The organism is Brevundimonas sp. (assembly GCF_035626975.1).
Classification (GTDB): Bacteria; Pseudomonadota; Alphaproteobacteria; order Caulobacterales; family Caulobacteraceae; genus Brevundimonas.
In genome coordinates, this window is the sequence record NZ_DASPMQ010000036.1 from 1 (window position 1) to 12,147 (window position 12,147).

The window sequence follows — 12,147 nt, forward strand, 5'->3', positions numbered from 1 at the left end:
CGTGCGGAGCGCCGGGCCTGCGCCCGGAGTTCGTTTGGTTTTACCGTTTCGACGCAGACAGACGCTCCGCGCGGAGATTTTCCGGGAGCTTGCGTCGGGTGGCGCTCTTAACGCCTTACCGCAGCGCCTCCGGCGGGCGGGTCGGCCTTGCGCAGCCGATCCCCGGACCGGGCGAGTATCCCCCTCGCCCCTGACATCCGACATCCATCAGACCCCGGGCGTTGGCTGACGTGCTCCCGGATCAGGTCCGGGATGACGAAGTCAGCCGGGAACCGGGCCCCCGCTTCTCCACATCCCGCCGCCAGAGCACGCAAGGCCTCTGCGCCTCCCCATGCGACGGGACGGCAATATTGTATGGCGGGCCCCAACTGTGCGCAGGAAACGGCGTCGAGAAAAGGTCAGGGTGTTGAATGTAAGGGATATTATCCGCCGAACCCGACTATAGTTTTCCGGATTGTCAGCACAGCGTCATGGGGCGGCGGCGCCCCTCCACCACGCTTCGCGCGGTCCTCCAAGGCGTGGGGAGGTGAGGGTGGGCTTCCCCTTCCATCACTGCGCGACAGGAGCCAGCGGGCGCCCCGGCGCATCCCCGTTAACCTTTTTCTTCGCGTCAGGCGGGCGCGAGGTGGTCAGGGCGCGGCGATGGGGTAAAAGCGGAGCCGGGCGGATTCAGGTTCGGGGGGCGAGTTGCGGGCGGGCGTCAACGCATTGACAGTGACCTTCGGGGTCGGCGTGCTGGCAGGCTTGCTGCTGACGCCGGACGGGCGCGACTGGCTGCGCCATCCGACGGTCATGCTGGGCGATCGGGCCAATGCGTCGGCGCCGCCGAGCGCGCCGGCGCCGGTCGCGGTCCCCGCCGCGCCCCCGGCGGTCGCCGCCGTGACTCCGCTGCCGGCGCGGCTGGCGCGGGGGCCGCTGCGGATCGGGGTGTTCGGGGATTCGATGGCCGACGGCCTCTACGCCGGCCTGTACCGCGACCTGCGCGACGAGCCGAAGGTGACGGTGACCAAATTCTCGGAGGTCTCGACCGGCCTGTCGCGCTACGACTACGTCGACATCCAGTCCAGGACGCAGCGCCAGATCGAGGAGACGCCGATCGACGTGGCGGTGATCCTGTTCGGCACCAATGACGCGCAGGGCATCAGCCTGGACGGCGCGGTCCACGACTTCGGCACCGACGGCTGGAAGACCGCCTATGCGACCCGGATCGACAATCTGGTGGCGATGCTGCGCAGCCGCGACGTGGCGGTCTACTGGGTCGGCCTGCCGCGGATGAAGAGCAGCCGGTTCGACGGTCGGATGGCGCTGGTCAACGACGTCGTCGAGGCGCGGATGCGGGCGCTGGGCGTGCCGTATCTGGAGACCACCGGCCTGACCTCGAACGCCGAGGGCCGCTATGAGGCCTATCTGCCGAACCGGGACGGCCGCAAGGTGCTGATGCGGGCCAACGACGGCATCCACATGTCGATGGCCGGCTATCTGCGCATGAGCGGTCCGGTGGCGGAGCGGCTCAAGCGAGACGCGGGCCTGGATCGGCCCGCGCCCGCCCCCGTCCAGACGCCCGCCGCCTGAGCATGAAGCGGATCGCGGCGGTCCTGGCATGGGGGCTGTTGGCGGCGCCGGCGCTCGCCGCGGCCGGGCAGGAGACGCCGTATGCGCCATCCAGCCCGCCGACGCCCGGGGCCGCGGTCTGCCCCGGCGGCCTGTGTCAGCCGGAGGCTCTGACGAGTCTGTTCGAGGCGCTCGCCGCGACCGAGGCGGGGACGCGGGAGGAGCCGGTCCGCATCCTGCAGATCGGCGACAGCCACACCGCGGGCGACCGCATCACCGGCAAGCTGAGGGCGGATCTGCAGCAGCGGTTCGGCGCGGGAGGGCGGGGCGGTCTGCCCGCGGGCGCGCCGCACGACGGCTATGCGCCCTATCAGGTGCAGCTGGAGACCCGCGGCTGGGGTGTGGAGCGGGCTCCGCTGCGGCCGGTCGCAGGGGGACAGACCGGCCGGTTCGGGCCGGGCTCGGTCCGGGCGCTGGCGGGCCCCGGGGCGGAACTGACGCTGCGGCTCGACCCGGGCGCGGAGGCCGGCCGGGTCGGGCTCTGCGGATGGCCACGCGGACCGGGCGAGGGTGTGCTGATCGACGTCGGCGACGGCGAGCCGTGGCCGGTCGATCTGAACGGATCCGATGACGACGGCGCCGCCTGCTATCGCATCGACCTGCCGCGTCCCGCCTCCGTCGTCACCTTCCGGGGCGCGGGGCGGGGCGCAGTCCTCGACACCGTCTGGACCGAACGGCTCGGGAGGGGGGTGGTGGTGTCCAGCCTGGGGCTGACCGGGTCGACGCTCGCGGACCTGGCGGCGCGCGACGAGATGACGATGCAGATGGTCGTCGGCTTCCTGCCGCCGTCGCTGATCGTGCTGGCCTACGGCACCAATGAGGGGTTCGATCCGGCCCTCGACCCCGTGGCCTACGAGCAGCTGCTGCGGTCCCAGATCGAGCGGATGCGGGCCATGCCGCCGTTCGACGCCTCGATCCTGATCCTCGGCGCGCCGGACGCGCTGCGGAGCGGCACCGCCGAGGGCTGTTCGGCCGACGGACTGAGGGCGCCGCCGCCGTCGCTGGCGGTGGTCCGGGACGTGCAGCGCCGGGTCGCCGCCGATCTGGGTGTGGCGTTCTGGGACTGGCACGGACGGATGGGGGGAGACTGTTCGTCGGATCGTCTGGCGCTGGGGGCCGAGCCCCTGATGCGCGGCGATCGGGTCCATTTCACGAGCGCGGGGGCCGACTGGATCGGCGGCACCCTCGCGGGCGACCTGATGGCCGCCTACGAGGCGTGGAAGGCGGAACGAGGGGGCGCGGACTAGATGCTGTTCCCCACGCTGGCGTTCGGCGTCTTCTTCCTGGTCGTCTATTTCACCGCCTGGTCGCTGGATCGCGAGAACGGGCGGCGCAAGCTGTTCCTGCTGCTGGCCAGCTGGTTCTTCTACGCCCAGTGGGACTGGCGGTTCGTCGGCCTGCTGATCGGATCGGCGATCCTGAACTGGGGCGTGGCGGCGCTGATCGCGCGGAACCGCGAACGAGGCGCGGGCGCCGGCTGGCTGGTCGGGCTGGGCGTCGCGGCCAATCTGCTGATCCTCGGCTTCTTCAAATACTACGGCTTCTTCGTCGAGGAGGCCGGCGAGCTGCTGGCGCGGTTCGGCTGGGAGCGCGACCTGCCGCTGCTGCAGATCGTGCTGCCGGTCGGGATTTCGTTCTTCACCTTCCAGGGCATTTCGTACGTGGTCGACGTGCAGCGCGGGAAGACGCCGCCGGCGAAGAGCCTGCTCGACGTCATGCTGCTGATGAGCTTCTTCCCGCATCTGGTGGCGGGGCCGATCGTGCGCGCCTCGGACCTGCTGCCGCAGTTCGACCGGACGCCGCGGCTGACCCGGGCCATGGCCACGCATGGCCTGCTGCTGATCGTCTGGGGCCTGTTCAAGAAGACGGTGATCGCCTCGGAGCTGTCGGCCAACCTGGTCGATCCGGTGTTCTTCGATCCGACCGCGTTCGGGGCGGTGGACATCGCGGCGGCGGTCTACGGCTATGCGGTCCAGATCTATTGCGACTTCTCGGCCTATTCGGACATGGCCATCGGGCTGGCGGCGCTGCTGGGCTATTCCTTCCCGCGCAATTTCGACCAGCCGTACCGGGCCAGTTCGATGCAGAGCTTCTGGCGGCGCTGGCATATCAGCCTGTCCAGCTGGCTGAGGGACTATCTGTACGTGCCGCTCGGGGGCGGGCGGAAGGGGCTGTTCGCCAGCTGCATCAATGTGTTCATCACCATGGTGCTGGGCGGACTGTGGCACGGGGCGGCGCTGACCTTCCTGGCGTGGGGCGCGCTGCACGGGGGCGTGCAGGTGATCGAGCGGCTGTTCCGCGCCGCGCTGGGGGAGAAGAAGATCATCCCGACGGTGGTCGGGGTGCTGGTCACCTTCCACATCGTCTGCCTGGGGTGGATCCTGTTCCGGGCCGAGAGCTTCGACCTGGCCATGCAGATGCTGCAGGGTTTTGGAAGGACCGGGCCCGTGGTCATGCTGACCCCGCTGCTGCTGACGCTGATCGCCGGGGGGCTGGCCATGCACTGGCTGCCGCCGCGCGCCATCGAGGGCGTGGCGGAGCGGCTGAAGGCGGCGCCGTCGCTGACGCTGGGCCTGCTGATCGGGGCCGCCATACTGCTGGTCGAGGCGGTGCGGCCCGAGGGCGTGGCCCCCTTCATCTATTTCCAGTTCTAGGACGTTGGACCTCCGATGACCGACGAGCCCGAAGACCCGAACACCCCGCTGGAGCCGTTCCCGGCGCACCGGCCGGATTCGCCCTTCCCGCCGCTGGCGGAGAGCCTGGCGGCGGAAACGCCAGACCGGGCCGATCCGCCCAGCGACTGGATCGAGACGGCGAACGCGCACGACCTGCCGACGCGCGAGAACGCGCTGGTCGCCCTGGGCCGGTTCGCCTTTCCGCCGGCCCCGCCGCTGGACGACGAGGGGGTGGCGGCGCGCGACCGGCGCTGGACCAGCCGGACGGTGATGATCGCGGCGGCGTTCCTGCTGGTGTTCAACGCCGTGTCGCCGCTGAACTGGTCGCGGCAGCAGCCGCCGGGCTGGATCCCGGAGACGGTGCGGCAGCTGTCGGAGGTCTGGGTGGCCCAGCTGTCGGTGTTCGCCGTCGACCAGCCGCGGCAGGGCCTGCGCGAGGCGTGGGACGCGGTGCGGCGGGCGCGCTTCATCGGCCAGGCGCCGGCCGAAGGCTCGACAGCGACGGCGGAGTCGTGAAACGTCAGGGTTGAGGCCGGCGCTCGCGTCGGCCGGGGGAGCGGGGGCGACCACATGAGAGTGAACCGTCGGGCGGCGCTGGCCGGAGGGGCGGCGACGGCGATGCTCGGACCGGGCGCCGCCCGGGCGCAGACGCCGGTGCGGATCCGCAAGGGCGCGGGCGAGCTGACGGCGACCAGCGACGACGTCGTCGCCTTCGGTGAGGCGGTGCGCCTGATGAAGCGGCGCAATGACGGCCTGTCGTGGACGCGCCAGAGCCAGATCCATCACCGCGACTCCCAGCACAACAACGGCCTGTTCCTGCCGTGGCACCGGCAGCAGCTGGTCCATATGGAGCGGATCGTGGCGCGGCTGACCGGGCACGACGGGTTCGCCATGCCCTACTGGGACTGGCAGGAGCATCGCCTCCTGCCGTCGTGGATCTGCGACGGCGAGTCGCCGCTGTACGAGCGTAACCGGGCGCGGGGGGTGGAGACGCTGGATTTCGCGGCGGCGCGCTGGGCGGAGTCGCCCTATACGGCGAAGCTGGCGTCGGACGATTTCGCCACCTTCTGCGGCAAGCTGCCGGAGGGGGCGGGGATGGTCGAGGGCTATGGCCACAACCACATCCACCAGCTGATCGGCGGCTTCATGCGGCATCCGCGGACCTCGGCGCAGGACCCGATGTTCTGGCTGCACCACAGCAACGTCGACCGGGTGTGGGCGACCTGGCATCGCAACCGGGGCCGCGACCTGTATCCGGCGGACTGGACGGTCCGGACGGTGACTGGCTTCGTCGACGCCGAAGGACGGCCGACGGGCGAGCTGCCGGTGAGCGGGACGCTGGAGACGCGGCCGCTGGGCTACGACTACGACCGACTGTATCCCTTCCCCGTGTTCAATGTCGCCGAGGCGGGGCCGCCGGGGGCGACGCGTCGGGTTCCGGTCGAGGGCCAGAGCTGGACGCTGCGGGCCGAAGCGTCGCCGGGGGCGGGCCGGATGAGCCTGACCCTGCCGGCCGAGGCCGTGGCGCGGATGCGCGAGGCCGACGACACGCTGATGATCGCGGGCGAGGGGGCGGTGGCCTACCACCGGGAGGCGGCGCTGGAAGACCGGTCGCTGGAGATCCGCCTGGGCGCAGGCGGACGGGAGCGGTCGCTGGGCTCGTCGCCGACCTTCGTGCACCTGCCGGATCCGGGAGAGGGGCATGGGGGGCACCGCGGGCCGTATGTGCTGCCGTTCCGGTTCGGGGAGGAGGTGCTGAACCTGCTGGCCTCCGGCGACGGGCCGGCGGCGGTGACGGTGTTTGCGGAGGACCTGGACCCGGAGGCGGGGCGGCCCGGGGCGCGGGCGGAATGGATCGAGCTGACGCTGACGCTGACGGAGACGCGCTGGGCATGAAGGGCGGGGCCATGAAGGGTTGGGGCATGAACCGGTTGAGAATCGTTCTGTTGCTGACGCTGGCGGGACTCGCCGCCCCGCTGGCGGGCTGCGCGCTGTTCCAGCAGGAGCCGCCGCCGGTCTATGCGCCGCCGCCCCCGCCCCCGCCCCCTCCGCCTCCCCCGCCCCCGCCCCCGCCGCCGCCGCCTCCGCCTCCCCCGCCGCCGCCGATGGCCCCGCCGCCCGCCGAGGCCGACATGTGGCCGGGCGGGGTCGTGCCGATGTGCTTCCAGGCTCCAGCCGAGGCCGACGGCTGGGCGCGGGCGAAGGTGATGGACGCGGCCGCGGCGTGGGAGGCGGTGGCGAAGGTTGAGTTCGATATCCGGGCCGACTGCGCGAACGGCCCGACCTCCGGGCCGAACCGGCGCATCCCGATCCGGATCGCCCATGACCCCGAGCTGTTCGCGTCGGCCAGCCACCTGGGCGTCAATCTGGTGCGCGGCGGGACGATCACGCTGAACGCCGAATACCTGGTCACCCACCGCATCTGCGGGCGGCGCGGCAGCGTGGGGCGCGAGGGCTGTTTCTACGCCGACGCCCTGCACGAACTGGGGCACGCGCTGGGCTTCAGCCACGACCACGTCAGCCCGCGCGCCCCGGACTGCGTGGCCCGAATGAGCACGCCGGAGCCGGAGGTGGCGGAGGAGACCTATTACGACGCCGCCTCGATCATGAACTACTGCAACCCGGAGCGCTGGAGGGGTCAGCTGAGCCCCGCGGACATCTGCTCGATCCGGGCGGCCTATGGCGATCGGGAGGGCCGGCGGCCGACGCGGGCCAGCTGTTACGCGATGACGGGCGCGCGCGAGCGGGCATGACGAGGGGCCCGGCGGTCACCGCCGGGTCCTTGTCGCGCATGGAAGGCCCTCAGCGCTTGCGGGCGGCCTCTTCTCCGCCGCGGCCATCGCCGCCGTCGGTCACATCGCCGACGATGGGGTTCTCGGCCTGGACGCGCGGCCGGCTCTGGCGCCAGCTGTCGAAGTCGGCCGAGAATTTCTCGCGACGCTCCTTGCGCCAGTCGCTGTAGTCCCTGTCGAAGGCCGACAGCTGCTGCTCGCGCCAGTGCAGATAGTCCGGCTCGAAGTCGTGGTGCTGGTGGCTCTGGCCGCCCATGCCCTGGCCGGAGCCCTCCCAGATCTGGGAGCCGGGGGCGTAGGCGTGGCTGGGGTAGCTTTGGTGCATTCCAGCCTGATCGCCGTAGGTCTGGCCGCCATAGGTCTGGGCGCCGTAGTTCGGGCCGCCGTAGGCCTGGGAGCCGTAGCCCATCTGGCCATAGCCCTGACCATATTGCGGGCCGGACTGGTAGCCGCCGGGGCCGTAGGGGCCGCCGCGGTCGCCGGCATACGGGGTCGACATGCCCTGGCCGTACTGGCTCTGCGGGCCCTGGCCGTAGCCGGACGGCTCGCGCGGCCGGTCATGGCCCTGACCGCGGTAGGCGTCGGCGATGCGGCCGCCGTCGCCGCCGCCCCAGGTGCGATATTCCTCCGGCCGCCGGTCGCGGCCTTCCATGCGGTGCTCGTCGCGGTCGGGCCGCCCCGGCTGGTCTTGATGACGGAAAGGATTCTGCATGGTCCTGCACTCCGTTGGATACGAATGCAAAACAGGGCCTGAGGGGGGATGTTCCGGACCGGGCCGGGTTTCACGAAGGTGTCAGCGCCGTTCGCGGCGGTGCAACATTCCTGTTGCGCGCGCGTAGCGTATCGGGCCACGCTTGTGGTTCGTTGCAGCGGGAGCGGCATGGCCTTCGACGAGATGTCAGGAGACGCGGCCGCCTATGGGGCGGACGTCCGGGAGAGCTACCGGGGACTGGCGCGCTGGCTCGCCGAGGCGGCCGACGGCCTGCTGCAATCACGCTCGCGCCAGGCCGAGCTGTTCTTCCGCCGCATGGGCATCACCTTCGCCGTCTATGGCGACGCGGAATCGAGCGAGCGGCTGATCCCGTTCGACGTGGTGCCGCGCATCATCGGGGCGGCGGAATGGGCCGGGCTGGAGGCCGGGCTGGTCCAGCGGGTCAACGCCATCAACCTGTTCCTCGCCGACGTCTACGGGCCGCAGGAGTGTCTGAAGGCCGGGGTGCTGCCCGCCGAGCTGGTGCTGACCAATCCCCACTATGCGCCGGAGATGCAGGGGCGGCGGCCGCCGCGCGGGGTCTGGGTGCACATCGCCGGGATCGACCTGGTGCGGACCGGCGACGACGAGTTTTACGTGCTGGAGGACAATTGCCGCACGCCGTCCGGGGTCTCCTACATGCTGGAGAACCGCGAGATGATGATGCGGCTGTTTCCGGACCTGTTCGCGGACTATCCGGTGCGGCCGGTCGAGACCTATGCGGACATGCTGCTGGCCAGCTTGCGGGCCTGCGCGCCCGAGGCGGCGGGCGCGGACCCGACCATTGTCGTGCTGACGCCGGGGCCGTTCAACTCGGCCTACTATGAGCACAGCTTCCTGGCCGACAAGCTGGGGGTCGATCTGGTCGAGGGGCGCGACCTGTTCGTCGACGACGGCAAGGTGTTCATGCGCACGACCCAGGGCCGCCAGCAGGTCGACGTCGTCTACCGGCGCATCGACGACGACTTCCTCGATCCGCTGACGTTCCGGCCCGATTCGGCGCTGGGCGTGCCGGGGCTGATGACCGCCTACCAGGAGGGGACGGTGACCCTGGCCAATGCGGTCGGCACCGGCGTGGCCGACGACAAGGCGGTCTATACCTATATGCCCGAGATCATCCGCTTCTTCACCGGCGAGGAGCCGATCCTGAAGAATGTGCCGACGTGGCGCTGCCGCGAGCCGGAGGCGCTGAAGCATGTGCTGGCCAACCTCGGCGATCTGGTCGTCAAGGAGGTCGGCGGGTCGGGCGGCTACGGCATGCTGGTCGGGCCGGCGGCGTCGAAGGCGGAGATCGAGGCCTTCCGCAAGCGGCTGGTCAACGATCCCGACGACTTCATCGCCCAGCCGACGCTGGAGCTGTCGACCGCGCCGACGCTGGACAGGGGGGAACTGGCGCCGCGCCACGTCGATCTGCGGCCGTTCGTGCTGTCGAGCCCCGAGGGGGTGAAGGTGGCGCCGGGCGGGCTGACGCGGGTGGCGCTGAAGCCGGGCTCGCTGGTGGTCAACTCCAGCCAGGGCGGCGGGACCAAGGACACCTGGGTGCTGGATGTCTGAATGCTGAGCCGCACCGCAGACAGCCTGTACTGGACCGGCCGCTATATCGAGCGGGCGGACTTTCTCGCGCGCATTCTCGAGGCGACCATCCGGCTGGCGGCCATTCCGACGCGCGGCGACGGCGACGCCGGAACGGTGTGGGCCAGCGCCCTGGCCTGCGCCAGCGCGCCCAAGGCGCTGGGCCGCTCGCCGACCGAGAAGTCGGTGCGCGAGTATCTGGCCTTCGCGCCGGAGAACCCGTCGTCGATCGCGGCCTGCATCACCCGGGCGCGGACCAACGCCCGCTCGGTGCGCACCGCCCTGACGGTCGAGCTGTGGGAAGCGATCAACGGGGCCTGGAACGGGCTGGAGGAGCAGGGCCAGCCGACCCGGCGCGACGACTTCACCCGCTTTCTGGAATGGGTGAAGACGGTCACCCTGTCGGTCGAGGGCGCGACCTCGCGGACCATGCTGAGGAACGACGGCTACTATTTCCTGCGCCTGGGCGCGGCCATCGAGCGGGCCGACAACACGGCGCGGCTGCTGGACGTCAAATACCATCTGCTGCTGCCCGAGGGCGAACGGGTCGGCGGCCAGCTGGACTATTTCCAGTGGACCACCCTGCTGCGCGAGGTGTCGGCGCTGACGGCCTATCGCTGGGTCTATCGCGATTCGGTCAAGCCGTGGCTGGTGGCCGACCTGCTGGTGCTGAACCGCCAGATGCCGCGCTCGCTGGCCAGCTGCCAGGCCTCGATCGTGCGCTATCTGGAGCGGCTGGCCAATGACTACGGCCGGCGCGGGCCGGCCCAGCGACTGGCGGCGGAGCGGATGCGGTCGTTCGACAATTCGCGCATCGAGGCCATCTTCCAGTCGGGGCTGCACGAATACATCCAGGCCTTCCTCGCCGAGAACGGGCGGCTGGGGCAGGCCATCCATGACCAGTATCTGAGCTGACCCGTTGCGCATCCAGATCGACCACGCCACGACCTACGCCTACGACCGGGCCGCGCGCTTCATCATCCAGACCCTGCGTCTGACGCCAAGGTCCAGCGAGGCGCAGCAGGTGCGGCACTGGCGGGTCGAGACCGATGTCGACGCGCGGCTGCGCCGGTCCGAGGACGCCTTCGGCAATGTCGTGCACACCCTCTACACGGAGCAGCCGACGCAGAGCCTGACCGTGCGGGTGTCAGGCGAGGTGATGACCAGCGACACCGGCGGGGTGGTGCCGCCCGACCAGGAGACGCTGTCGCCGCTGGTGTTCCTGCGCGACACCGCCCTGACGAAGCGCGACAGGCTGATCTCGGTGTTCGCCTCGGAGTTTTCGGCCCATCCGCCGCTGGACCGGATGCACCGGCTGATGGCGGCGATCCACGGCTCGGTGGCCTTCGAGGTCGGGGTGACGACGCCGACCCACACCGCCGCCGAGGTGCTCGCGCTCGGGCGCGGCGTCTGCCAGGACCACGCCCATGTCTTCATCGCCTGCGCCCGGGAGACGGGCGTGCCGGCGCGCTATGTGTCCGGCCATCTGCTGCGCCGGGACGCGGACGAGCAGGAGGCGGGGCACGCCTGGACCGAGGCCTGGATCGAGGGCCTGGGCTGGGTCGGCTTCGACCCGGCCAACGGCGTCTGCCCGACCGACCGCTATGTGCGGGTGGCGACGGGGCTGGACTACCGGGGCGCGGCGCCGGTGCGGGGGACCAGCTACGGCGGGGGCGGCGAACGGCTGGCGGTCAGGCTGACCGTGCGTGATGCCGACATGCAACAGAGCCAGCAGCAGGCTTGAGGGCGGGGTCGACGGAGCAGGGAATCTGTTACCGTCGCGGGATGACGGACGTACGCCGGAGTCAGGCTATCAGTCGGGCCATCCCATGACCTACTGCGTGGGCATGCTGGTCGAGGAGGGGTTGGCGATGATCGCCGACACCCGGACCAACGCGGGCGTCGACAACATCTCGTCGTACCGCAAGCTGCACGTCGTCGACCGGCCGGGCGACCGGGTGCTGGGCGTCTGCACCGCCGGCAACCTGTCGGTGACCCAGACGGCCCTGGCCATGGTCAGGGAGGGCGTGCATCTCAACGTCGGCGAGCCGTCCGAGACGCTGGAAACGGCGCCCAGCCTGTTCCGCTGCGCCCAGCTTCTGGGCCACGCCCTGCGCAGCGTGCGGCTGTCGATCGCCCCGGCGCTGGAGGCCGACAGCCTGAGCACCTCGGCCTCCATGCTGCTGGGCGGCCAGATCGCCGGCGGCGAGATGGGGCTGTACCTGATCTACAGCCAGGGCAATTTCATCGAGTGCGGGCGGGACACGCCCTATCTGCAGATCGGCGAGCTGAAATACGGCAAGCCGATCCTCGAGAGCGGGCTGGCGTACGACACGCCGCTGGCCGAGGCGGTCAAGCTGGGGCTGATCTCGTTCTCGACCACGATGCGCTCGAACGTGGCGGTGGGAGCGCCGTTCGACATGCTGACCCTGCGGCGCGGCTTCCTGAGCGGGGACGTGCGGCGGATCGAGGAAGACGACGCCTATTTCAACGACCTGCACGACCAGTGGACCCGGGCGCAGACGGCGGCGCGGCGAGCCATGCCCGAGCCGCCGTGGATGATGGGCGGGCCGGGGCTGGCGGCCCGCCGGGGCTGAGGTTCACGCCATCCAGTCGTCGCTGCGCAGGTCCGCGTCGCCGAGCAGCCGGCCCTGGTCGTCGATGAACGCAATCCAGCCGCCGGCGGGGGCGAGGCGGGCCTCGAGGGCGAGGAACAGGGGGGCCTCGTCGGTACCCGGCAGGACGA

At 70.9% G+C, this 12,147-nt stretch carries 11 protein-coding genes; 10 read left to right on the forward strand and 1 reads right to left on the reverse strand.

The annotated features are described in order from the left end of the window. Positions 1-714: 714 nt before the first annotated feature. Genes VEB62_RS09160 through VEB62_RS09185 form a run of 6 tightly spaced genes read left to right on the forward strand, consistent with a single transcriptional unit; the run spans position 715 to position 7,039 of the window. Positions 715-1,572, forward strand: coding sequence for an SGNH/GDSL hydrolase family protein (locus VEB62_RS09160; RefSeq protein WP_324798393.1), 858 nt, complete (start codon positions 715-717; stop codon positions 1,570-1,572). 2 nt (positions 1,573-1,574) lie between these two features. Continuing rightward, positions 1,575-2,858: a GDSL-type esterase/lipase family protein gene (locus VEB62_RS09165; protein ID WP_324798369.1), complete on the forward strand. Its 1,284-nt coding sequence runs from the start codon at positions 1,575-1,577 to the stop codon at positions 2,856-2,858. After that, positions 2,859-4,265, forward strand: coding sequence for an MBOAT family O-acyltransferase (locus tag VEB62_RS09170; RefSeq protein ID WP_324798372.1), 1,407 nt, complete (start codon positions 2,859-2,861; stop codon positions 4,263-4,265). Between the two features lie 15 nt (positions 4,266-4,280). After that, entirely contained in the window at positions 4,281-4,802 is a 522-nt protein-coding gene (locus VEB62_RS09175; protein WP_324798374.1) for a hypothetical protein, read from the forward strand. A 54-nt stretch (positions 4,803-4,856) separates the two neighbouring features. Further along, positions 4,857-6,182: a tyrosinase family protein gene (locus tag VEB62_RS09180; RefSeq protein WP_324798377.1), complete on the forward strand. Its 1,326-nt coding sequence runs from the start codon at positions 4,857-4,859 to the stop codon at positions 6,180-6,182. Between the two features lie 26 nt (positions 6,183-6,208). Then, positions 6,209-7,039 (forward strand): zinc metalloprotease, encoded by an 831-nt coding sequence (locus VEB62_RS09185; protein ID WP_324798379.1) that lies wholly within the window; start codon positions 6,209-6,211, stop codon positions 7,037-7,039. 49 nt (positions 7,040-7,088) lie between these two features. Here VEB62_RS09185 and VEB62_RS09190 read toward each other — a convergent pair whose 3' ends face one another. Beyond that, entirely contained in the window at positions 7,089-7,790 is a 702-nt protein-coding gene (locus VEB62_RS09190) for a hypothetical protein (protein WP_324798381.1), read from the reverse strand. Positions 7,791-7,958: 168 nt separating this feature from the next. Here VEB62_RS09190 and VEB62_RS09195 point away from each other — a divergent pair, with 168 nt between their 5' ends. From VEB62_RS09195 to VEB62_RS09210, 4 genes are all read left to right on the forward strand, one after another. Beyond that, positions 7,959-9,383, forward strand: coding sequence for a circularly permuted type 2 ATP-grasp protein (locus VEB62_RS09195; RefSeq protein ID WP_324798382.1), 1,425 nt, complete (start codon positions 7,959-7,961; stop codon positions 9,381-9,383). Continuing rightward, positions 9,384-10,316 carry an alpha-E domain-containing protein gene (locus tag VEB62_RS09200; RefSeq protein ID WP_324798385.1) on the forward strand — a complete coding sequence of 311 codons (933 nt, stop codon included), beginning with the start codon at positions 9,384-9,386 and terminating at the stop codon, positions 10,314-10,316. Positions 10,317-10,320: 4 nt separating this feature from the next. Beyond that, positions 10,321-11,145, forward strand: coding sequence for a transglutaminase family protein (locus VEB62_RS09205; RefSeq protein WP_324798387.1), 825 nt, complete (start codon positions 10,321-10,323; stop codon positions 11,143-11,145). Between the two features lie 85 nt (positions 11,146-11,230). Then, on the forward strand, positions 11,231-11,998 hold the full coding sequence (locus tag VEB62_RS09210) for a proteasome-type protease (protein ID WP_324798390.1): 768 nt from the start codon (positions 11,231-11,233) through the stop codon (positions 11,996-11,998). The last annotated feature ends 149 nt before the right edge of the window (positions 11,999-12,147 follow it).